Source organism: Thermocladium sp. ECH_B, from assembly GCA_001516585.1.
GTDB lineage: Archaea > Thermoproteota > Thermoprotei > Thermoproteales > Thermocladiaceae > Thermocladium.
The window spans coordinates 44,943-67,994 of the sequence record LOBW01000001.1; the positions used below are offsets into that span (position 1 = coordinate 44,943).

Consider the following 23,052-nt stretch of genomic DNA (forward strand, 5'->3'; position numbering starts at 1 on the left):
TTGCTTCGCCCTTCATGAGTAATGAGTGCCGCGGCTTCACTGGGATGAGTAAATTAATTAATAAAATAGTGATTAGTTGGATACCGGTAATTGGCGCGGGCATAATAATTTACGTCATATATGAGGCGCTTAAGGCCAGCCTCCTATATAGGTATGCATCCTATGAGGACTTGATTAGATTAACGCTGACGATTGCTGTTGGTGCCGCGGCGTTCTGGCAAACGGGTAGGGAGGTCACTAAGATGGTTTATGCATGTGACCCGCGGCGGGGGCCCATAATTAAGTTCCTGCTTCAGCTCAGCATAGTTAGCGGCGTCCTAATAGCTTTAGCTGTGGAGTTCGTTAGGGTCACGCCCTCCGTGGCTGCCTTCAGTGGAACGGCTGTGGGCTTGATTCTGGGTCTCGCGGTGCAGCAATCGCTCTCAAGCGTGTTTGCAGGCATCATTATAATATTATCATCCCCATTTAAGCCGGGCAATAGGGTCACAATAGTGACTTGGCAGTACGGTGTCCTCAGGACAATGTATCCGCATGAGGGTATGCCGGATGGGTTCACGGGGGTGGTGACCGATATGACGCTTCTCTACACGACCATAATTGATGATAAGGGAATAACGATTAGGATACCGAATTCCGTGCTCGTGCAGGCAATGATAATAAATCATGATGAGGCCAGGCACAGAATGGTTAGGGTCAGGCTTGATCTCCCGGTCTCCATCCCCATAAATAAGTTTGAGGAGGAGGTGAGGCGGAGGCTCATGCTTAATCCATTAATTAAGTCGGTTAGGGTAACCGCGGAGGAGACTTGGCAATCCACAACGCTGTACCAAGCAGCCGTGGAGGTGGTGGGCGACTCAAGCATTACTGAGAAGGATCTCAGGGATGCAGCAATGAGGGAAGCAATATCTGTTAGGTCAGCATTAACCAATGCGGCTCAACAATAGTTTGGTTTTTATAGAGTCCAGTTGAGAAATAGGCAGTGCTGGATCTGCTTCTCAAGAGGGAAATGGATAGATTAATTAAGTGGCTCACGGAGGAGAGGGGACTAGAGATAGTGGAGAGGGGGCTTGACTACGTTAATTGCAGGGACGGCAATAACTCCGTTCATTACAGGTACATATACATGGATATTCCAAGCGAGGCAGATATAGCGAAGAGCGTGGCTGAACTAGCGGGGAACCGCGGCGGCTTTAATAAGATGTATATTGCGATAGATAAATCGGCCCTGAACTTCATTGATGGGAAACTAATGAAGAAGCTGGGCATCGGCGTCATAGTGATGGGCGAGGAGATCAGGGAGGCCCTGCCCAGCATCCCCATAGCCACAATCCAAGCCCCAATCATGGATGGCGAGGAACTCCAATTACTGGAGAGAACCATTAGGGCAATGCAGGATAAGATAAATCAATTAGAGAAGCGGATCCAGGAGCTTGAGGAACGAAGCAAGCGATTCGATGGGAACGCCGTGGAGAAGAGGCAGGAGGAGAAGCGGATCCAGGAGGAGAACCCTGCTCCCGCAGTGACTAGTGCCGGCGATGTTCCTCAATTCATGAAGGAGAATCCATGGCTTGATATACTTGGGAAGAGAAGCAATCAATGATTAGGGATTCCACCACTCGAATCCTATGAAGAATAAATCATCTATGTCCCTCGTGGCGAGGACAAAGGCCTTCCTAACGCTGTGGCTCAACCTGGCTGCGCGAGTTATGTCCAGCGCAGTTATGTTCCTCGCGGGATCCAGGTAATGAATTAGTATCGGTGCATGATCTATCCCCGGCCCCTTCTCATATATGGCGAAGAGGCTCCCGAACTTTAACCCGCTCTTCACGACGAATCCCCGGTCCCTGAAGAACTTATACACGCCATACACAGTAGCGGCATCGCTGAACCTGGACTCCATTATTCGCCTCAACTCATCCAGGGCAACTGGAGCCCCATTGCTCCTAGTTACGGCTAGCCTGCCCTGCTCCACTAGGTAAATGGCATCCAGTATAGATAAGTGAAGCGGAACAGCGGTATTCCTGGCCTCCNCCGGCTTCACCTTATCTAGGCCAATGAATTTACCGTAAAAAGCAGATGCATATAATTGACGCGCCTCCTCGGGATCGCTTATTATTACGGTGTCCCCCTTTAGCACGCCCTTAAGCACTATCCTGCTCCCTCCGGTGAGCCCTTATTGTGGCTATGGAGTTATCCGCAACGCCGTTCCTCCGTAGCTCCTCCTCATTACACCAAACCTCGCCGGGCGGCACATCCTCCTTAGCGGTGACCCTAAACACGTACTTTCGCTCCCTTGCTCCCCCGCCAGCCAGGACCGCCTCTATCTCCGTGGTTATGTTTAGTTCCTTCATGGTGCCCGGATTCATGAATGCCTTTCCCTCATCCACGTCGCTCCTCCGCCTAAGCCTTAATCGCCTCTCCATTGGTGCCTTGCGCTCCTTCTTGAACACGTCGGCCGTGAGGAACGAGGGAATCAATAACTTCTTTTTCTCCTCTTCATTCCCCTCCTTTTGATTAGACATCGAGAACCAAAGCGCTGCCGCGGTATATATCCTTAACTGGGCAATGCGCATTATTAGCCTTAATGCGAGCAACGTGGAAAGGCTTTTAATCCTTAATGGACATGGACAATCATGAAGCCCTCCCTCTCCGCCTTTGATTTAATGGCCATCGCCAGCGAATTAAGCGTCCTCACTGGGAGACCCATTGATAAGGTCTACTCCGCGAACGCCTCATTACTGATCAGGGTAGGGGGCCGGGATAAGTCCCTCATAATCGCATCTAGAAACAGGGTAAGCATCACCACTCGAGTACCGCCCAACACTGAGCCCAGCCCCCTTAGGCAATACATTGATGGGTGCCGAATAAGCGGCATGCTGCTTCCATTCTTTGATAGGGTACTGAGGATGGAAACCGATTGCGGCTCGCTCATAATTGAACTGCTTAACCCATTCAATATAGCGCTGGAGAGGGAGGGCATAGTTAAGTGGGTTCTCCACAGCTATAGGTCGAGGGATAGGGAAATATGGCCGGGGAAGCCCTACACCCCCCCTCCGCGCCTCTTCCGGGATCCCCGCTTCGCGGATTCATTTATAGGCGTGAAGCGCGAATCATTGGGGAGGGAACTGGGGCTTGGGAGGGACCTAGCGTTGGAGCTATGCGTGAGGACGGATTGTGGGGACCCATTAATGGCGTGGAGGGAGCTCAGGTCAATGATTGCCCTAGCCGTGCTGGGTCCCAGAGAACCCGTTATTCAGGTAATTAATGGGGAGCCAGCCTTCGTGTCGCCCATACCGTTCAAATCAATAGGAGGGGAACTAATTAGGTTCAACACATTTAATGAGGCGGTTGATGAATACTTCTGGAGACTTGAGGAGCGAGAAGCCGCCAGCAGGGCCGTTGAGTCGATTAAGGGTGAGGCGGCTAAACTGGAGTCCAGCATAAGGGAGGCCCGGGAATCCGTCGCCCGTAACCTGGAGGCCGCTCAACGATATAGAAGGATGGGGGAGGCAATAATGAGGAACCTGTACCAATTAAGCGAAGTGATTAACGCGGCGCGGCGGCTCTATGCGGCTAGGGACTTAAGTGGGTTAAGGGAGTTGGGGAGCAGTAACTTGACTATAAAGGGATTCGACCCAGTGAAGCGATTGCTGAGCATAATCATAGATGGGGAATCAGTGGAGCTGGGGCTAAGCGAGTCGCCCGGGGACGCGGCGTCCAGGTACTTCGAGGCAGCGAAGGAGGCCGAGAGGAAGGCCAAGGCGGCGGGCGAGACCATTAAGAAGCTGGAGGAGAAACTGGCTCAATTAAATGCCGAGGCAGAGACGCGGGAAACGGGGTTCAGGGACTCCGTGAGGATAATGTATGAGAAGGAGTGGTTCGAGCGATTTAAGTGGTTCATCACCCTTAATAATCACGGCGTGCTGGCCGGGAAGAATGCGGATCAAAACGAGGTGATAGTTAAGAAGTACATGAGGCCCCGCGACCTCTTTTTCCACGCGGATATACCGGGCGCAGCCGCCACAGTGCTGCGCGCCAGCGAGGTGACTCCGGAGGAGGCGATTGAGGTGGCTTCATTTGCTGCCTCGAATTCCCGCTTATGGTCCATGGGCGCAATGGCTGGCGACGTGTTCTATGTGGAGGGAAGCAGGGTAAGCAAGGAGGCGCCGGCGGGGGAGTACATTGGTAGGGGTAGCTTCATGATTTATGGGGAGCGGAATTGGGTGCATGGAGTGGAGTTAGGGCTTGGGGTTGGGGTTAGGTTTGACGGTAACGCTGCAAGGCCGGTCTCCGCTCCCCCCACCGCGATTAAGCGGCTTGCCAATATCTACGTCCTCATTAGTCCAGGCAATGTGGAGAGGGGTAGGGCGGCAACAATGATTAGGAACAAATTAGTGGAGCTGGATAAAAGAGCGAGGACAGTATTAGTGGAGCAATTAGTGGAGTTGGTGCCCGGCCCCAGTAGATTGATTGGGGAGGGAAGGGGTGAACCCATGACATGGAGCGAGGTGAAGACTATATTCAACGCCTAATTTATGATGAATTAATCCATTATTTTATTTTATTTTTGTAGATCGATTCAATTGATCGGCACTATTTCCTCCTCCGCCACGGTCTCTAGGTCCTTCTGTTTCGGTTCCTTTAATAGAAGCGTTAAGCCGAGGCCCATCAATGCGGCCGCAGCATATATCAGCATTATGCCATGTAAGCCTATGCTTGACTCAAGCGAGGGGACGAGGAGGGTTGAGATTGCTGCACCCCCCTTCCCAGCCGCCGCTGATATTCCGTGGCCCCTCGTCCTGTACCTGGTTGGGTACACCTCTGCCGGTATCACGAAGGTTGTGGTGTTCGGTCCAAAGTCTATGAAGAAGAAGGTCAATACGTAGAGCGATAGGGATAGGCTGGCGGGCAATAGGAAGCCTATTACCTTGGTTCCGCTGGTCTTCATTATTGAGGTCACGATCAAGTAGAGGAGAGCCATGCCCGTGAATCCGATTAATTGGATGTTTTTGCGGCCCAATTTATCCATTAAGGCAACGGCCAAGTAGTAACCCGGTAGGCCAACTATGAATGGCAATCCAGCCTCAAGTATTAGCCTCTCTATTTGAACAGATGCGGGCAGGGAGGGGCTTATGGGTATGAATGAGGAAACTATGGGGCCGGAGTACACGCCTGAACCATAGAATGCCATATCTATTAAGAACCAGGTCCCAGCGGTCACCAGCAGCGTTAGCCAGTACCTCCTAATGAACTCGAGGAGCGGCATGTCGCGGGAAACCGCTTCACCGCTCAGCTTGGCGCCGAGGAGGCCAGCAGCCTTCTCTGCCTCAGCCTTATTGCGCTTCACTAGGAGCGCGTATCTAGGGGTCTCCGGTATCTTGAGCCTCAAGTATATCACGGATAACGCCGGGATGGCCCCTATCCCCAGCATTATTCTCCATGAAATGCTGGGAGGCAGCATTGATGCGGAGAGGGCGCCGACCAGTATAGCCGTTAAGGAGCCTATGCCTTGCGTGGAGAATACCAACGCTATTAGTTTGCCCCTGTCCTTGGTATTGGCGTACTCGCTCATTATAACGGATGAGACTGGGTAGTCGCCTCCTATGCCTAGACCCAGCACTAGACGAGAAGCTATTAGCCAGTAAATGTTGGGTGAAACGGCGGATAGGAGGGCGCCGATCGCCATTAGCGTTGCCTCTGTGCCATAGACGCTTTTCCTGCCGAACCTATCGGCCAATGCGCCGAATAATAGTTGGCCTATTATTGCCGTGAATATTGCCGAGGCGCCTAGGAACCCGGAGAGGGGCATTCCAAGCACTTTTATTCCTATATCGAAGCCAGGTATATTGGCCTTGCTGAATACGTCGAGGACTGCGCCTATTATGAATAAGTCATACGCATCGGTGAAGAACCCCATGCCTGCAGTGAAGAAGACCTTTATGTGGGCGAAGGATAGACGTATGCCGTTCATTTCCTTAAANGGATTTCTCGATTCCGCNTTCATCGAGATTNGTGACCAGCGATTAAGGGTCTTTAAGCGCTTCTTACCTAAAACACGAACACTATATATTAATCAATGCTANTACAATATAATATTGAGATAATCGAAACCAATGGCGCTCCTCGCCCCTATCAGTTAATGCTTTAATAACTGGGAACCAATCCTTAATTCATGTCCGGAGTAGAGGGGGCGCGTGAAGCAGCTGAATTAATAATGATAGCATTAAGCGTGAAGCCAAGCGACTGCATAAACAAGAATTACGCATCAATAACCATGAATGCATTAAACGATACTGGAAGAATATTCCCGGAACTCGCTCAAAAACTGCAGGCCCTGGCGGCTAAGTTCAGCGAAATACAGGAGGCAAGCAAGAGGCTAACCACTGCCCCCAGCGTTGAGGCGTATGCGGATGGCGTAATAGCAATATTCACCCAATACAATGTGAATCCAGGGATTTATGCGGTATTCGCCGCACTGCAAGGGATGCACGCGGCGCAGGCCTGTGGAGCAGATGCAGCTAAGTTCTTCCTGGCCCGCACGCTGCTGGCGGGCGCATTACCGTTTAACCTCTACATGATGTTGCTCGATTATATTAATATAGATCATAAAATAGCCGTAGAGATGTTTAAGAACCTACTTAGCAAGTAGGGAAGGGAATTAACCCAATTAGATGCAGGCATTCTCCATTTCCTTCGAGCACTTCTCCCCCAGCGACTCCGGTATCCTTGGAATAACCTCCATCAAGACCTTCTTAGCTAATCCAAGCTTCTCCCCCATCGTCTTCTCCACTATATCGGCGGTAACCGGTTGGTGGGGAACCCATATATCGTAATCCGTCACCAATGCGAGCAGCGCGTAGCACATGCCCATTTCCCTGACTAGGTTTATTTCCGGCACAAGCGTCATCCCTATTATGTCGCAGCCATAAACATCCCTCCAAATCCTTGACTCAGCCCTAGTGCTGAAGCGCGGCCCCTCTATGCAGACGTAGCAGCCCCCGTCATGGACCTTATTATACTTTGATGCGGACTCAATTAGTAGTCGACGCAATTCATTATTGAATGGCTCCACCCCGATCTGTGGATGACAGACTCGAGGACCATCGAAGAACGTGTATTCCCGCGACTTAGTCATGTCCACGAATTGATCCGGCACAACGAAGTCCCCCGGCGCATAGTCCTGCCGCAGGCTACCCACAGCGCTAACGGCTATCACTGATGATACTCCAATGGATCGAAGAGCCCACGCATTCGCTCGATAAGGTATCCTGTGCGGCGGGTACTTGTGTCCCCTGCCGTGCCTCGGTAGAAAGGCAACCCATGAATTAAGTAATTTGCCGATGATTAGGTTATCGCTTGGAAACCCGTATGGCGTATGCATTTGCACCTCGATTGATTCACTGAAGATATCGGCATCGTATAGACCAGAGCCGCCTATGACGCCTACCCGAGGCGTGACGCCCATTTTGATTAATTCATCCGGTGATGTTGCCTTTACTAGTTTCACTTATAAATCTCCCGAGGCTCCTCTATTTAAGGATTCCACATGTATCGGAGACAATACGCCATAGGGAACCTCCAGATGCTGGTCAAGATGTACTCAGCCACGCAGCTGGAGCTTGTCAGGGTATTTAAGGCAGTCAAGCGTGGAAACACTTATGAGGTTCCGCTGGAGAGCTTGCCGTGGGCCACAGTCATTGATCTAGGCCAATCATATAAATTGATAAGTAATGGGAAGCCGCTCACATTAATCAATGCGTCCCTACCTAAAATACCTCGCGGCACCGAGTTAGTGATCGGGTTCCTCGCCAGCGATGGAGTCATCTACGGCTCATCGATAGGCCTTGGAAAACCATTATTCCAGTGCCGCCAAACGCCGCTGGAGAGACCCCTTGATCTCTGGGACGCGCCGAGCAGCATCACAATGCCTCAAGTCCAAGCCGTGGTGAGCGACCGGGAATACAGCGATCCAATAAGCATCAGCGTCCCAATTAATTGCGTTAATCCCGATCTAGAGACGAGTAAGTTAGTGGTTTATTCCTGGCTGGTGTCAATACTCGATAAGGCATTCATAGACTTAACTAATTCGGACTTGGTTTATCAATGATCCCCAGTCGAGGATCGCGGCATTAATTGCCTCATTTGCTCCAGCAACGATGCGCCGGGACCCGTTGTGAACCATTTATGGAATGGCTCCATTGCCTTAACGGCCTCCTCAGCGACTGCCTTCTTCAGATCCATTGGATGCACTGCGCCCGCCTCATAGGATTTAGCCAATTCCTCGAATGTCCAGAACTCCAGTTTCCCGCCGCCGAATTGGGGAGGCTTCTCTATTATGAATGGTGATTGCCGTGTCCCCCTAAACGAGAAGACGCGGGCCAAGTCAAGCACTGGGTTACCGTCAATCACCTTAGCTGGGCAGTAGGCATTGCTTATTTTTCGCCTCACTTCCTCCGGCGAANCATGCAGGAAGAGGGCGGTGTCCGGCTTTGACTTACTCATCTTAGCCTCCGATAATTCCTCCCTGGACTCCGTTCCCTTAATGTTGAGGGCTGGGATCAGGTGGTGAAGCAGTATTATTGGCTTCACGTTCTTATCGCCTAGCCTCAACGGCATTAATCTTATCTTGTCCCAAACATCTCGTGCAAGGACATATGCCTTTCTTTGATCCATGCCGCCCTGGGCAATATGCGTGCCGAGGGAATACACATCAACCACTTGCATTAATGGGTATATTAACCAGGCAAGCCTCGCTGACTCGCCGTACTTCCTGCCCATTATGGTTAAGCTATGCTTCGCGTCGGACACCGTTACTTGACGCGCCAAGTCCAGCACTTGATACCAGTAATTCTCGTTCTCCCTAAACATATTTGACGCCAATATGAAGTCAACGGCGCCGGGGTCTCCCCCCAGTACTTCAATGGATTTCTTAAGCGTCTCCCCAAAGTAACCCATGGCTGCCCGCTGTATTGCATCCATGTTGCCGCCCAGCTTATCGTTGAGCCATGAATGTACATCGGCTAATAGAATTGATACCTTAACGCCGGCCCTCTGCAGATCAACTAGTTTACTCATGCTTATTATGCCGGTCCCTATATGAACGAAGCCGGATATCTCGAAGCCAATGTAGTGCCTCAATTGGTGCCCCGTCTCCAGGTACTGCCTTAACTCGTCTCCCGTCAATACTTCCTCCGTTGGGAACCTCATTATTAGGGACAACTTCTCCTCCACATCCATGAAGACCCAGCAAGCACCTGATATTAATGTGTTTTCTTGGCTGAAACAAATATTAATATGAATGCCGCGCATCCAATAGTGATCGGCGCAGCTGATTTACCTCTCCACTGGGGCAAAGTGCCCGAGTGGTTGCTGCCAATAATGAAGAGGATGGCGCGTGCTGTCATAGATGTCATGCTGATCGAGTGGGGGGAGGATACATTGCTCGAGAGATTGGGGAATCCCTTCTGGTTCCAGGGCCTGAGCAACATAATAGGAATGGATTGGAACTCAAGCGGTTCCACCACGGTGTTGATATCTATACTAAGGCAAGTGCTGAAGCCGGATGATGGGTTAGCGGTGGTCGGCGGCAAGGGCAGAATGGCTACCGCGACGCCAAGCGAATTAAGGAATTTGGGGAAGGAATTTGACCTGGATATAGAGGGACTCATCCAAGCAAGCAAGTTAGCGGCTAGGGTGGACTCATCGCTTCTGCTGGATGGTCATCAATTATACATCCACTCAATGATAGTGACGAGGAGTGGTCGGTGGGCCGTGATTCAGCAGGGAATGAATACCGCCACTAGATTCGCGAGGAGGTATCACTGGGTAGAGCCAAGCAGCTTCATTAGCGATCCCCACTCCGCCGTGGCTGGAGTGAAGGGCAACGCGGCGAACGTGATTGAGGGAAGCCAGGAGGGGACTAGGAAACTAATGCTTGATCTCCTTAACCAAGACCCCAGGAAATTAGTTAATGATTATAGGAAGGCACAATCAATGCTTCGCGGCGGCATTGATGCTTGGCTATATGGGAGATCATTTGGGGCAGTTTCAAGGAACAGCGGCATCATTTATTATCAGCCCATAAGCGAGAGGGGCATTAAGTCAATGGAGGAGACGGCGGCGAGAAAACCAGGCAGCCTGGAGGAGGCATTGCTGAGCGGGATGGGTCCAAGCGTCTCGAGGGCCCTCTTCCTAGTGTGTGACCTAATATATGGATCCCCTCCATCGCTGAACGATCCCGTGACTCATCCCTATGATCCATTCAAGTATGCATACGCGATAGGGGGGAAGGATGGGGTTCCATACCCAGTGAATAGGAGGGTTGCGGAGGAGGTAATTAATGCGTTGGAGGAAGTAGTGCTTAGGGCAAAGCTAAGCGAGAAGGATAGGGGAAGAGCAATGCATGAATTAAGCATTATGAGGAGCGCTGCCTCGACTTGAGTTCCTCCTCGTGGTTTATGGTCATTATCCTGGCTATTGCTTTCCTAACAGTTCTTAGGCGACCCGGGTTCTCCACCACTCCCTTGCCTGCTTGAGCCCTTAGTTTCCTGACCTCAGTCAATAAGTCACTAAGCAACTTGCTTCTTTCCTCTGGGGAGAGCGATCGTATGTACTTTGGATTCAGTTTCTGCTTACTGCTCATTAACCTCACCCTGAACCGTTACCTCCGGCTTAGCCTCAACCTTCTCTGGCTCAATTATCTCTATCTTATCGCTTGGAACCACGTCCGGCGGCATTATCCTCACCTTGACGCCGAAGAGGCCCTGATTAAGGAGGACCCAAACCACTGCCCTCTGCACCTTAGTGGAGGCATCGTTTCCCGACTTATATACGACGCCGCGCACGTACTTCTCGAACCTGGATCTCTCGCTGCTTAATTTCCCGCTTATCACTATTTCCACGCCCTTAGCATCGCTTAATTGCCGAAGCGCGGCTAAGGCCGCGCGCCTGAACTTAACTCCCTTAGACATCGCATTAGCTATCTTTAGGCCCACTAGCTTCGCATTGTGCTGCGGGTCCTGGACCTGAACCACGTCTATCATCACGTTATCCAGGTCGAATTTATTCTTCAATTGCTCGCTTAGCTCCTTGACTATGGCGCCTTTCCTGCCTATTATCCTGTTCTTATGCTCGGCGCTAATCATTATGCGTGATCCAATCGGCATTCTCTGTATTGTTGCATCAACGTAACCCGACTTGGCTAGCCTGTACTCTAGGTACTCCTTTATCATCCATTTCCGTTTATTATCCTCCAATATCTTCTTCCTGACGGGCACCTTCGTCGACAATCAAATCACTATAAACCGCCTTACCGCCCCATTTAAAAAACTTACCACGAAAGTGAATTGAACATAATTTAAATGCCATCACCATGGCATTAAACCAATCCTATAATCGCCATGCTTATAAAGGGACACAAGCCGCTCAATCCATGAGTTTTAGCAAAATGAGTAAGTTGGGGAGCTACTTCATTGAATTCATATCGCCAACTAGTTGGCACGTTCGCGGAGTCAATAAGATATACTACAGCGGGGAATCCAAGTACCAGAGAATAGATGTGGTGGAGTTCGAGGACCTCGGGCGCGGGCTGGTTCTTGACGGCAAGGTGCAGAGCACCCTATATGATGAATTCATATACCACGAGTCCCTAGTGCATCCAGCCCTAATTGCCCACGGCAATCCCAGGCGAGTCCTCATAATAGGCGGAGGAGAAGGCGCCACGGCCAGGGAAGCGCTGAGGCATAGAACCGTTGAGGAGGTAGTAATGGTGGATCTAGATGAGGAGGTAGTGAACGCATCTCGAAAGTACTTGCCTGAGATGGGGGAGGAGGCATTTAGGGATCCCAGATTCAAATTAATAATAGGGGACGGGAGAAAGTACATAGAGGGGACAACGAGCGGCTTCGACGCCATAATAATAGATGCGACTGATCCAATGGAGGGGGGCCCCGCCAGCCTACTCTACACTGTTGAGTTCTATAGGGCAGTCAAGAACGCGTTAAGGAGTGGGGGAGTCATGGTTACCCAGGCAGCCAATACGTCCGATGCCTTGGACGTGATGGCCTCCATATATAAGACCATAAGCGCCGTCTTCAAGGTGGTTAGGCCATATAGCGCCTACGTGACGTCGTATGATGCGCCCTGGGGATTCATATTTGCCAGCGACGAGGCTGACCCCAAGCAATTAGAATCAAGCGAGGTCGATGCGAGGGTGAGCAAGGCAATAACTGGAAGCTTGAGGCATTATGATGGCGAGACCCATATGCACATGTTTAGCCTACCCAAGAACGTTAGGACGGCATTCGCCGCGGCCAATAGGATAGCGACGGATAGGGAGCCTCCCTCGGTTAGATTGCCCTCAGAGCATCCACTTAGGTAATCTATAGGGATTAATCATTTCGTATACTTCCTCCCTCAATTCCCTATCGGTCTTAAACGCGCCCCTTAGGCCTAGGGATACCATTCCAGCCGTGTTCTTTGCGCCCCTCATTATCACGCATAGGTGATATGCCTCCGTAATCACCATAACGTCGGGGGAACCCGTTGTCTCCATTATTTCCTGGGCTATTTGGTGAGTCATCCTCTCCTGGTTCTGGAGACGCCGAGCATATTTCTGAACTATTCTAGGTATCTTGCTGAGTCCAATCACCTTGCCGCGGGGAATATACGCTACATGGGCTAGCCCCATGAATGGCAAAACATGGTGCTCGCAGAGACTATAGAATCTTATCCCAGCTATTACAACTAGATCGGTGGACTCCGTGAACCAAGTATAATCAACCTCGCTCTCGTATCCCTCAAGTAACTCCTCATACATATCCGCAACGCGCCTCGGCGTGTCCCTCAAGCCCTCCCTCTCCGGATTCTCCCCTATGGCTTCAAGGATGGAGCGCATTGCACGCGATATTTTTGCCTTATCTATTTTACCAATGGATTCCTTATTCACGTTAACTCAGCCTTAATTTACTTAATTTAACTGTATCGCCTGAAAGTACTCCCCGTAGGAAAACAATTATGCTTCAATGATCATGACGAGGTAGCGCCCACAAGGGTGTAACCATCTAGGCCTCGGGGAACCCCTTTATGGCGGGGGTTCAGGAAATCAATAAATGCCTTCAATGGATTAGAGCATAAATCGAATTACGGGCGTAATGAAATGACTTAAAAGAACCGCTCCAGCAGTATATATTAATGAGGAGGGCATTGATTGCATTAAGCATAGCCATGCTGATCGTGGCCGCTGTCCTGCTCTATGAGGCTCACTCAATGACTAATTACTCCTTCAGTTACATAAATGCGAGAACCTGCAGCGACTTGCTGAGCAGCATAATCGTTAATCCACTCAATGAGTCGCTGGTTAACCGCGCAATGGGGAGGTACCCAATATCCGCGCAAGTAACCGTATCCGCATTAAATGGATCAACGATAATAAGTTATGGCCACTACATACCCGTGACGCCATTAACATCCAGCGGCGTCCTGCCGCCCAGCGGCGAAGTAGTAATACTGGGGCCCGGGGCATGCATGTACACCGGAAGCAATTACACCATAACGCTCAGGCTCGGGCTATGGGTCAATGCATTCTATGCCGGAATAATTGGGGCGGCGCTCATATTTGCTGGATTCGCCATGCTCATAGCCGCAGATAAGGCCAAGGATGAGGAGGAAGAAGAGTAACCATTCTTACCCATTATTAAACCGAGCAATCCCGCTCCAAGGCGGGGAGGTCAAGTAATTAACGTACTTGGCCCTACTTGCCTCTAATCCCTGCCTAATCAATAGCATGTACCTCTCCATATGCTTCTCATCCACGAAACCGGCCTCCGCGGCTCCAGAGGATGCGGCCCACTTAATAGCGGCATCCATCACTGCGCTAATAACGCTTGACGCAGCGGCCCTGCCTATTGCAGTTCCTGGACCAGCGAACCTCGCCCCATCCTCCTCAAGAATGGCCGCCACCGCAGCGGCATCAGAGACAGTGCCCACCGCCACATCATCCCCACACATTAGGCCCAGCTTAATTGCGGCAAGCGACTTTGCCTCCACCACGGTCCTAAATAGATCCACGAGCCCCTCCTGGTTCAGTGGTTCCCTTGCCACGGTCAATACATTTATTGTGTGAATACAGGCGGGCGGCTCAAGGCCAGCGGTTGCCACGGTGAATCCATGGCTCCACTCGGCGACGGCGGCCAAGTTAACGTCCACAGCCGTTAGGAACACCATCCATGAACCGCCGCCGACCCTGGAGACGGCCGCAGCAGCCTCCTTATCTGGGTCATCATTGAAGTCCCGCGGCACGGTCTTAAATATGGCTCCCTGCGTCTTGCTTAGCCCGCCTCCCATGATTGTTGTCGATAATGACGTTAGCTCGCCGCCGAAGCTAACCTTAACTATGTCGCCCAAGTACTCGATCACGGCTTAATCACCGCGGCAGCCGTTGGTTTGAGTTGATTATCATTCAGCGTTAAGTAGAGGACGGCCACTGATGCGCGTGCAGCGGCATCCGCAGTGAATAGTAGGTCAAGGCTTTTCCTCATGCCTAGGTATGGAATAATCGCCGCGCTCACCCATCCCCCCATCACGGAGCCAAGGAGTGTTCCACCACCATACACCGCATTATACATGCCTATTGCCTTATTCCTATCCCGGGCATTATCGAAGAGATACGCCATATACGCGGTGTTGGAGACCGAGTTCGTGAATCCAGCCATCACGTTAGCCACGTAGAGCCAATACACGTTGGGCGACAATGCGTAGGCAAGTGGGAACGTGACTAGCCCAAGCCTTCCCAGGAACATCATGAGCCTCCTATGCCTATCCACGATGGAACCTATTCGCCTCTGGAGCATTAGGGTTGATGAGCCGGCTATCACGGATATTATGGCCACGTTAGTGGCGGTCATGTTGAATACATAGACTTGGGCCAATGGGAAGAGGGGCCAAGCGAATGACCAAGTCATGGCGAATAGCGTTGTGACGAGGTAGAAGCGGGGAGGCGCGGATGGACCGGGGAGGCGCGGTCGTTCCTCTATTGATATCCCCACGACATTTATGGCGTTTATCATTAGGATGGCCGCCGTTATGTAGAATACGTATGATGCCGCCGCATAGCTTCTCCCTATGAAGAGGCCCGCCGCGAGGGTTGCCGCTAAGCCTCCTATTGATCCGAAGAATGAGTATTCCGCTAATGTTCTTCCCCTGGATCCCTTGCTGAGGCTCTCCATCACTAGCAGCCAAGCGAATGATATAACGCCGTTCAGTAACGTTATCACTATGTATATAGCCGTGTACAGCACTGGATTAATGCCGCCGATCGCGCCCAGCATTGCCCAAAATAGTCCCAGCACTATGTTGCCGATGAGGAGGAGCCTCCCGGCATTCGCTTTGGAGTAACTGAGCGGTAATTGAATAATGCCCCAAAAAAAGGAATTAGCCGATGACACTACGCCAAGAAGAGGCCCCTCAGCGCCGTTCACGGCCGCTAGGAACGATATGAATGGTTGTCCAAGTCCATTGGCAATGTTTTGAAGCATCACATACAGCCTGAGCTTAGCCATGTAGCGATCGAGGGGCATCTACCTATATAAATTTTTAAATTATTTATTGAACCAATTGAGTCCCCACCAATCATCTAGGTTAATTATAAATATGAGTCGATGAGCCACGGCTTGTATGGAGGTTCACTTGATGCGAGGCATGTCCAATAACTATTTGGTGAGCGATGGAACATTAATAGATGCCGGGGTAAAGCCTGAAATCCTCGCTGCCAGGACCCGGGACCTCGGGATCGAGGTGAAGATGATCCTCATAACGCATTACCACGTGGATCACGTGCGTTACCTAAAGAGAATAATTGAGATGACCAAAGCCAAATTAGTGGCTCCAGCGCTTGATGCCGCAGTGATTAGCGGCAGGGAAAAGCCGCGCCAGCCTCCCCTCATGCCGATACTAGGCCTATTGAGGGCGCCTGCAGTAAATGTAGATGTTGAGGTGATGGATGGGGATGAGGTGAATGGGTATAAAGCCATACATATGCCTGGCCACACGCCGGGAAGCACAGCCTATTTGCTGGGTGATTTATTATTCAGCGGAGATGCGGTAGTGAGTCGGCATGGGTCGCCGGCCCCGCCTCCACGATTATTTAGCCTAAATCCAGGAGAGGCATTGAGAAGCATTTTGCGGCTGAGGGGCATGAGGATCAGCAACGTGTATCCCGGGCATGGGGATCCCTTCAGGGGCGAGAAGCTTGAGGCATTCATAGATTCATTAATGAGCAGAACCGGTGATCGAGAGGAAGAAGGCCATGGACTTCATTAATTCCATAATGGATGGCAGATTATTCGATCAGGCCAAGAGACTGATAAAACGAACGGCAAGCCTCGCCCTTTAGGGTGGGGAGGAGGTCAGTCACGACAAGCGAAGTAAGCTTCCTCACTTCTTTTGGTCTACTTCACCAATAATCCTCTCCTCGATATCCATTACGGCTTTAAGCATTGTGCTAATTGTTGCCTCCTCATTAATTGCCTCATCAATCCTTGCCTTTATGCTGGGTCCCAATGCGCCTGGAGCCCCAAGCGACTGCTTACTCTTCACTGAATTGAGCGGGTCTAGCCCGGAGAAGTTGTTTGACCTTATTTTCTCAGCCATGGCCCTATACACTGTCCTAAAGGGGATTGAGGAATCAATGGATTCACGCTCAGCGGTCTCGGCCGCCGTTATGGGGAACATGGAGAGGTCCCTGGATGTGTTCGCCTCATTCACTTGAATATTAATGATCAGGTCTGTTAGCATTGATATCCCCTCCATCGCTATCCTCATTATTGACCATACGTGCCTAGTGGCCTCCTGGAGATCAAGCTCGTACCCAGCCTCAAGCGGCCTGATTATGGCGTACATGGCCATTAAGTGGCCCACGGCTTCCCCAATGCGTGCCCTCATTACCTCAACAGTTGCTGGATTCCTCTTGTGAGGCATTATGCTGCTCGTGGCCAAGTGCTTCGTCTCAATATTTATGTAAGAGAGCTGCGGCATTAGCCACATCTGAATATTATTGAGGAAGCGACTAAGCTCCACTAGGTAAGTGACGACATTGGCGGCGGCGGACAACATGTAATACCGGGAGCCGGTCGCGTATATCGTGTTCTCCGCGATGTCGAGGAACCCTAATTCACCGGCTTCCCTCGCCCTATCCAGGTTAATGATGGTGCCGGCAAGAGGCCCCGCGCCTAGGGGTGACTTATTCACTATGCAATAATTGCTCAGCCATAAGCCCAGGAAGTCCCTGCTCAAGTCATCCAGGTACAGAAGGTAATGACCCAGAGTAGTCGCTTGAGCGGGTTGCTTATGCGTTGATCCAGGCATCAAGTCCTCTGCATGCCTCGCAGCTGAATCAAGGAGCGCCTTCCTGAATCGGGCAACATTGATCCCCAACAGTAACATTAACTTCCTTAACCTCAGCCTTATCGCGGCAGCGACGTGATCATTCCTAGACCTACCGAGGCCAACCCAACCCCCCACTGGCCCCAGCTTCTCTATTAGCCGTGCCTCCACGTACTCATGCACATCCTCATAATTCCCAGGTACCCCAGGCTCATTAATTATCTCCCTAAGTGCTTGCCGTATCCTAGATGCATCCATTGGGGGAATAACGCCGATTCTCTCCAACTCATTTACGTGAACGATCATGGCCACTATGGTTTCCCTGAATATCTCCGCATCATCTGCGTATGATGAGGTGTACCTCATTATGTCTGGACTGGTTGATCCGAGAAGCTCCTCACGATACATCATTACCCCACCTAGCTCTATGGGCGGTGAGCGAGTGAAGCGTGAGCATCTCTATGAATCCCCTCGCCTCATCATTGCTTGGGTACCATCCAGTCGCGTAATCCGCAACTTCCTTGCTGTAGCCGGAGTATGGACTCATGCGGCCCAGTATCGTTAATCCGCCCTGTATGCTTAACTTAACGGAGCCAGTTACCCACTTATTCATTGATTTAGCGAGCGCCTCAAGCTCCATGCGCAGCGGTTCATGCCATAACCCCCTATACGCTAGGTCAGTCCACTCCTCATCGACGAGCCTCTTGAAGCGGAGCTCCATGGGGGTATACACTAGCTTCTCGAGGTCCCTATGGGCGCGTATTAGTGTTAGCGCCGCCGGCGCCTCATACACCTCCCGCGACTTGAAGCCCACGACCCTATTCTCCACGTGATCCACGCGCCCAAAGCCATGCATGCCCACTACCTTGTTAAGTGATGAAATTAGCGAGGCGAGATCCATCCTCTCCCCATTAATTGACACGGGCACTCCCTCCTTGAACTCAATCACCAGCCTAATGCCTTCCCTCACCTTAGCTGGATTAACCGTCCACTTAAATGCGTCTTCAGGGGGCTCCGCCCAAGCATCATCGATTTCATGGCCCTCTATGCTTCTCGTCCATAAATTATCATCTATGCTGAACCTACTATGTATATTGGGCACCGGTATTCCATGCCTAGCGGCATACTCCAACTCGCTTGCCCTATCCATTCCCCAAATCTTGGCCGGCGCAATTATGTTGAGTTCCGGGGATAATGCCTTAATGGCCTCCTCAAACCTGATTTGATCGTTTCCCTTGGATGTAGCTCCATGTGCGACGGCATCGGCCCCCTCCCTCTTGGCTACATCAACCACCTTCTCGGCTATTAGTGGACGAGCCAAGGCGGTGCCGAGGGGGTACTCGCCCTCATATAATGCATTCATCATTATCGCGGACGCCACTGGTCCCTCCGCGAATTCCCTCTTTGCATCTATGGTGTAGTGCTTAAGGACGCCGAGCTTCTCCGCGCGTGAGGCTGTCTCGGCGAAGTCATCCTCCTGCCCAACATCTACCGTCACTGTTATTACTTCCGCATTGAACTTATTCTTGAGCCAATGGATGGCGATCGTCGTGTCGAGGCCGCCCGAGTAGGCTAGGATTATTTTGGATGGGTTTTTACCGGTTTTCAACGTCGTTCCAGATTATCCATGGATTGATGAGGCAACTATAGTTAATAAATATTTCGGAAAACAAGGCAATTATACTGGATACAGCGGCGCCGCGTCCAGTGCCTCGGTCTCGTTGAAGCCCAGCGCTATGTTCATGTCCTGAATCGCCTGGCCGCTGGCGCCCTTTAGCAAGTTATCTATGGCCGAGAAAATGATTAACCTATTCATTCTATTATCTATTTCAANCCCCACATCAGCCACATTGCTCCCAATCACGTACTTCACGTCGGGGTAACGCTGATACCCAGCCCTATCCTTAACTATCCTAATGAATGGCTCATTCCCATACATCGACCTATACGCGCCCCAAAGAAGGGGCTCCGAGACATCCCTGCTGAGCCAGGCATGGGAAGTGGCTAGTATTCCCCTCACTAAGTCAACCGCATGAGGAGTAAAGGCAACCCTCACCGCCTCGCCGCTCACCAACCCTAATTCCTGCTCTATCTCAGCTATATGCCTGTGATGAGCCACCTCATATGGCCTCACCACGTATGTCCTGAAGGGATGCATATCCAAGCGAGAAACCTGGGACCCAGCCCCAGAGCTCGATATCTTCACATCGATCACTATCCTCCCCAAATCAATCAAGTGAAGCTTCGCCGGCGGAGCCAGCGACAGTATAGAGGCGGTGGCCATGCATCCCGGAACAGCTATTAACTTGGCTCCCCTTAATTCACCTCTATGCAGCTCCGGCAATCCATAGATGGCCTTCCCCAGTAAGTCTGGGTACGGGTGTCCCTCCCTCCATCCATACCACTCAATATAGGACTCGGGTCTCCTTAGGCGGAAATCAGCCGATAAATCAATAATGGTTAACCCAGCCTCCAATAGCTTGGGAACCCACTTAATGCTCTCGCCGTGGGGCAGAGCTAGAAATGCGACGTCGGGATCATGCTTAAGCACGGCCTCAATGCTTGACTCAGTGAAGGAAATGCCGAGCCTACCCCTTAAATTAGGATGAACCCTAAACACGTACTCCCCCACGTACTCCCTCGATGTGGTGCACGATATGTCAATGCCTTCATGCTTCACCAATAACCTAAGCAACTCGCCTCCAGTAACGCCGCTCGCGCCAATTACGCAAGCCCTCCTACTCATGTAACCACCTAGCTAATGCCTCCGATAATGGCTTAACCACGTCCGCGCTTACCTCAATTGATGCATTGATGCCCATCACGGTCGACGCCCCATCGTTGACCCCAATGAAGACCTCGCAGAAAACACAGCTAGCCTTCTCCGCGGCAAGCATCGCCAACTCCTCCGAGTTAATGCAATTAAAGCACTTGTCGCCGATCACCACGGCCTTAATCACGTTCCTCGGCTCCATCATCACCACGTTCACCCGCGCAAATGGGTTCTCCATATATATCCTGTGCTCAGCCACGGATTTGCCCCCCTCCCAACCCGTGACCGCTCCATCCAGGCCCAGCGCGGGATTCAATGTGCCCAAGTATTGGAGACCCCTCTCCCTAATTATGGTGGCCACGGGCTCCGGCGTGAATGCCACGACTGATTTTGGAGCCTTATCTCCGAGCTCCCTATACAGGAGGAGCCTATTCATGGTTAATTCATATGACTTAGGCGGATTAGCTGACTTCCCGAATAATGCTGAAACCGCGTATGCCCTAATCGCGTCGCTAGTCAGTATCGCGGCCGCATAATTGTTTTGCTCCAACTCTGCATTGCTCAATAGGAGTGGGGACGCCGTGACTTCATTTTTCCTTAACTCATTTATTAATAGATGCTCAAGCGGGCCCAGCTTATCAATTACTAGGTATAGATCCGCCCCCGAGTTTCCGGTCATTGTCGTTCCATCAATATATCCCCACCACATGTAAATAGAGGTAGTTAATTAATATTGCTGAAATAATGATCACCATGGGTTCTACATTATTTATTTACGTTTATCGCCCATTCACTTACTTCGAACTGGAAATATTTATATTGGACCCATGCTAATGGAGAAGCGATCCGCATGGAACGATATCAATGATATACGACGTGGCCAGGCAGGAGGAGAAGCTAATAATGCGTGAATTCTCGAGGCGCGGCATCCCCATAAATCCAATGAATATGAATAACATGGAGATGCATCTCCTTGGTTCATGGAGTCAATTTGGGCTGACGCTCATGAGGGCCATGAGCCACATGAAGGCAATACTCATCGCTAGGATACTGAACATAAACGGGGTTCCCACAATTAATGACGGGGAAGCCATGGAGCTCGCTTGGAACAAAGCATTAACCCTAGCTATGTTGGGCAGGGCCGGATTACCCGTGACGCCGAGCACCATAATCATGGATGGAGAACCCAATGAGGCGAGTTACCCAGCCATATTGAAGCCCATTCAAGGATCGTGGGGAAGAATGACAAGCATGATTAGGAACAGGGAAGAATTAATGCTGGTGCTCAAGCATAGGTCAGCCATGGATCCCCACGCTCGTCCAGCCCTGCTTCAACCACTCATTGGGGATGGAACTGATTACAGGGTATTCGTGATTGGGGGCGAGGCGGTCGCCGGCATGAGGAGGAGGCCGCCCAATGGGGATTGGAGAAGCAATGTTGCTAGGGGAGGCAGGGCCGAGGCCGTGAGGATTGATCCAATCATGGGGGAACTAGCCGCTAAGGCGGTGGAGCTGCTCGGCTTGGAGTATGCTGGAGTGGATTTCCTGGCGAGCGATGAGTTGCTGATTAATGAGGTTAATGCGGTTCCGGAGTTCAGGGGATTAATGCATGCCACTGGGGTCGATATACCTGGATTACTGGTTAATCACGTAATTAACGCGGTGAAGAGGTGAGTCCATTGAGCGATGATCAATACCTTGAGGACTCACTCATGGCTAAGTACTACGTTAAGAAGCCCATAAGCATTAGCCGCGGATTCATGCAGTACGTGTGGGACTCATCTGGGAATAAGTACCTTGATGCCCATACTGGGTTCGGGGTCGCCTTCCTGGGCCACCGTAATCCAAGCATAGTTAATGCGGTGATGAATCAATTAAGCAAGGTAATAACGGTTCCATTAACCATGTACAGCGAGGCAAGGCTGGAGTTCCTAACCAAGTTCAGTAGAATTATTCCAGGCTTCGGCAAGGTTTTTCTACAAAACAGTGGGGCGGAGGCTGTTGAGGTGGCGTTAAAGGCGGCCAGGAAAATAACGGGCAAGTCCGCTTTTCTCTCGTTTAATGGGTCTTTCCACGGGAGAACCCTTGGCGCCCTCTCTGTGACGGGTAATGAGAGATATAGGAAGGCATTTGAGCCTCTACCCTATAGCGTGAGATTCGCTCCCCTCAACGCGATTAATCAAGTGGATAAGTTAATCACGGAGGACTTGGCGGCAGTGATAGTGGAACCCATACAGGGCGAGGGGGGAATTAATCCAGCTAAGCCGGAATTCATGAGGGCCCTACGGCAAGTGACGAGCGAGAAGGGGGTTCTCCTAATAATGGATGAGATACAGACGGGCTTCGGGAGAACTGGGTGGACTTGGACCTTTCAGGGACTTGGAGTTGAACCGGATATATTCACTGCGGGCAAATCAATAGCGGGGGGATTACCCATAGGCGTCGCGGTTGTTAAGTCGGGGTTCGGCGATGTCTTTGAGCCGGGCGAGCATGGAAGCACGTTCGCCGGCAATCCATTAGTAATGGCTGCCGCCGCCGCTGGGGTAAATGTATTGATTGAGGAGGATGTGCCTCAGAAAGCCGCTGAAGCTGGGAAGAAGCTGTTGAGGAGGCTGGAGGAAATCAAGACCAGAGCAATACTTAGAATAAAGGGAATGGGATTAATGCTTGGAATAGAGCTTCGCGGTAGGGGGGATCCCCACGTGAATGAATTAATGAGGCTTGGGGTGCTCGCGAGCACAGTGGGCGGGGGATCCACTATTCGGCTTCTCCCTCCATTCTGCATAAATGAGGAGGACATAGATCACTTGGGCAACGCGCTGGAGGCGACGCTCACTAAGGAAAATGCCTAACCTATCGATATTAATACCATCTTTCAAGCATAACGTGCAAGGATACTT

23 protein-coding genes and 1 pseudogene are annotated in these 23,052 nt (G+C 51.2%); 11 read left to right on the forward strand and 13 right to left on the reverse strand.

Annotated features, from left to right (window positions below):
• Positions 1-14 precede the first annotated feature (14 nt).
• Together AT710_00290 and AT710_00295 are read left to right on the forward strand one after the other, a co-directional pair.
• Positions 15-944, forward strand: a complete 930-nt coding sequence (locus tag AT710_00290; protein KUO93312.1) for a hypothetical protein — start codon at positions 15-17, stop codon at positions 942-944.
• Positions 945-979: 35 nt separating this feature from the next.
• Complete coding sequence (locus tag AT710_00295) at positions 980-1,600, forward strand: hypothetical protein (protein ID KUO93313.1); 621 nt, start codon at positions 980-982, stop codon at positions 1,598-1,600.
• On the opposite strand, the gene AT710_00300 is transcribed toward AT710_00295, so the two are convergent.
• Positions 1,601-2,149, reverse strand: coding sequence for a ribonuclease BN (locus AT710_00300; protein ID KUO93314.1), 549 nt, complete (start codon positions 2,147-2,149; stop codon positions 1,601-1,603). It lies immediately after the preceding gene.
• Complete coding sequence (locus AT710_00305; protein ID KUO93342.1) at positions 2,142-2,522, reverse strand: hypothetical protein; 381 nt, start codon at positions 2,520-2,522, stop codon at positions 2,142-2,144. Before AT710_00305 ends, AT710_00300 begins: the two co-directional genes overlap by 8 nt.
• A gap of 111 nt (positions 2,523-2,633) precedes the next feature.
• Between AT710_00305 and AT710_00310 the strand changes: the two genes are divergently transcribed.
• Positions 2,634-4,532, forward strand: a complete 1,899-nt coding sequence (locus tag AT710_00310) for a hypothetical protein (protein ID KUO93315.1) — start codon at positions 2,634-2,636, stop codon at positions 4,530-4,532.
• Between the two features lie 47 nt (positions 4,533-4,579).
• On the opposite strand, the gene AT710_00315 is transcribed toward AT710_00310, so the two are convergent.
• On the reverse strand, positions 4,580-6,004 hold the full coding sequence (locus AT710_00315) for an MFS transporter (GenBank protein KUO93316.1): 1,425 nt from the start codon (positions 6,002-6,004) through the stop codon (positions 4,580-4,582).
• Between the two features lie 168 nt (positions 6,005-6,172).
• On the opposite strand from AT710_00315, the gene AT710_00320 reads away from it, so the two are divergent.
• The gene (locus AT710_00320) at positions 6,173-6,649 is read left to right on the forward strand and encodes a hypothetical protein (protein ID KUO93317.1); all 477 of its coding nucleotides are present in this window, start codon (positions 6,173-6,175) and stop codon (positions 6,647-6,649) included.
• An 18-nt stretch (positions 6,650-6,667) separates the two neighbouring features.
• Here AT710_00320 and AT710_00325 read toward each other — a convergent pair whose 3' ends face one another.
• Positions 6,668-7,465: a 5'-methylthioadenosine phosphorylase gene (locus AT710_00325; protein ID KUO93343.1), complete on the reverse strand. Its 798-nt coding sequence runs from the start codon at positions 7,463-7,465 to the stop codon at positions 6,668-6,670.
• 81 nt (positions 7,466-7,546) lie between these two features.
• Between AT710_00325 and AT710_00330 the strand changes: the two genes are divergently transcribed.
• On the forward strand, positions 7,547-8,107 hold the full coding sequence (locus tag AT710_00330; protein ID KUO93318.1) for a hypothetical protein: 561 nt from the start codon (positions 7,547-7,549) through the stop codon (positions 8,105-8,107).
• Here AT710_00330 and AT710_00335 read toward each other — a convergent pair.
• On the reverse strand, positions 8,101-9,237 hold the full coding sequence (locus tag AT710_00335) for a tyrosine--tRNA ligase (GenBank protein KUO93319.1): 1,137 nt from the start codon (positions 9,235-9,237) through the stop codon (positions 8,101-8,103). The two genes, AT710_00330 and AT710_00335, sit on opposite strands and share 7 nt — an antisense overlap.
• A gap of 57 nt (positions 9,238-9,294) precedes the next feature.
• Between AT710_00335 and AT710_00340 the strand changes: the two genes are divergently transcribed.
• Positions 9,295-10,440, forward strand: a complete 1,146-nt coding sequence (locus AT710_00340) for a hypothetical protein (GenBank protein ID KUO93320.1) — start codon at positions 9,295-9,297, stop codon at positions 10,438-10,440.
• A gap of 191 nt (positions 10,441-10,631) precedes the next feature.
• Here AT710_00340 and AT710_00345 read toward each other — a convergent pair whose 3' ends face one another.
• On the reverse strand, positions 10,632-11,288 hold the full coding sequence (locus AT710_00345) for a 30S ribosomal protein S3 (protein ID KUO93321.1): 657 nt from the start codon (positions 11,286-11,288) through the stop codon (positions 10,632-10,634).
• Positions 11,289-11,431: 143 nt separating this feature from the next.
• Here AT710_00345 and AT710_00350 point away from each other — a divergent pair, with 143 nt between their 5' ends.
• Positions 11,432-12,379, forward strand: coding sequence for a spermidine synthase (locus AT710_00350; GenBank protein ID KUO93322.1), 948 nt, complete (start codon positions 11,432-11,434; stop codon positions 12,377-12,379).
• Here the strand turns inward: AT710_00350 and AT710_00355 are convergent.
• Positions 12,359-12,895 carry a GTP cyclohydrolase I gene (locus AT710_00355; protein KUO93344.1) on the reverse strand — a complete coding sequence of 179 codons (537 nt, stop codon included), beginning with the start codon at positions 12,893-12,895 and terminating at the stop codon, positions 12,359-12,361. The two genes, AT710_00350 and AT710_00355, sit on opposite strands and share 21 nt — an antisense overlap.
• A 296-nt stretch (positions 12,896-13,191) precedes the next feature.
• Between AT710_00355 and AT710_00360 the strand changes: the two genes are divergently transcribed.
• Entirely contained in the window at positions 13,192-13,677 is a 486-nt protein-coding gene (locus tag AT710_00360) for a hypothetical protein (GenBank protein ID KUO93323.1), read from the forward strand.
• A gap of 6 nt (positions 13,678-13,683) precedes the next feature.
• On the opposite strand, the gene AT710_00365 is transcribed toward AT710_00360, so the two are convergent.
• Together AT710_00365 and AT710_00370 are read right to left on the reverse strand one after the other, a co-directional pair.
• Entirely contained in the window at positions 13,684-14,415 is a 732-nt protein-coding gene (locus AT710_00365; protein KUO93324.1) for a hypothetical protein, read from the reverse strand.
• Complete coding sequence (locus AT710_00370) at positions 14,412-15,557, reverse strand: hypothetical protein (GenBank protein KUO93325.1); 1,146 nt, start codon at positions 15,555-15,557, stop codon at positions 14,412-14,414. The genes AT710_00365 and AT710_00370 overlap by 4 nt, the downstream gene beginning before the upstream one ends.
• Before the next feature lie 115 nt (positions 15,558-15,672).
• Here AT710_00370 and AT710_00375 point away from each other — a divergent pair.
• A pseudogene (locus AT710_00375) lies at positions 15,673-16,230 on the forward strand.
• Positions 16,231-16,431: 201 nt separating this feature from the next.
• Here AT710_00375 and AT710_00380 read toward each other — a convergent pair.
• From AT710_00380 to AT710_00395, 4 genes are all read right to left on the reverse strand, one after another.
• Positions 16,432-17,790: an argininosuccinate lyase gene (locus AT710_00380; protein KUO93326.1), complete on the reverse strand. Its 1,359-nt coding sequence runs from the start codon at positions 17,788-17,790 to the stop codon at positions 16,432-16,434.
• Positions 17,777-18,961: an argininosuccinate synthase gene (locus AT710_00385; protein KUO93345.1), complete on the reverse strand. Its 1,185-nt coding sequence runs from the start codon at positions 18,959-18,961 to the stop codon at positions 17,777-17,779. The genes AT710_00380 and AT710_00385 overlap by 14 nt, the downstream gene beginning before the upstream one ends.
• A 96-nt stretch (positions 18,962-19,057) precedes the next feature.
• The gene (locus AT710_00390) at positions 19,058-20,125 is read right to left on the reverse strand and encodes an N-acetyl-gamma-glutamyl-phosphate reductase (GenBank protein KUO93327.1); all 1,068 of its coding nucleotides are present in this window, start codon (positions 20,123-20,125) and stop codon (positions 19,058-19,060) included.
• On the reverse strand, positions 20,118-20,861 hold the full coding sequence (locus tag AT710_00395) for a hypothetical protein (protein ID KUO93328.1): 744 nt from the start codon (positions 20,859-20,861) through the stop codon (positions 20,118-20,120). Before AT710_00395 ends, AT710_00390 begins: the two co-directional genes overlap by 8 nt.
• 155 nt (positions 20,862-21,016) lie before the next feature.
• Between AT710_00395 and AT710_00400 the strand changes: the two genes are divergently transcribed.
• Together AT710_00400 and AT710_00405 are read left to right on the forward strand one after the other, a co-directional pair.
• A complete protein-coding gene (locus AT710_00400) occupies positions 21,017-21,826 on the forward strand; it encodes an alpha-L-glutamate ligase (GenBank protein KUO93329.1) in 810 nt (269 codons plus the stop codon).
• Between the two features lie 38 nt (positions 21,827-21,864).
• Positions 21,865-23,004 carry an acetyl-lysine aminotransferase gene (locus AT710_00405; protein KUO93346.1) on the forward strand — a complete coding sequence of 380 codons (1,140 nt, stop codon included), beginning with the start codon at positions 21,865-21,867 and terminating at the stop codon, positions 23,002-23,004.
• Positions 23,005-23,052 lie beyond the last annotated feature (48 nt).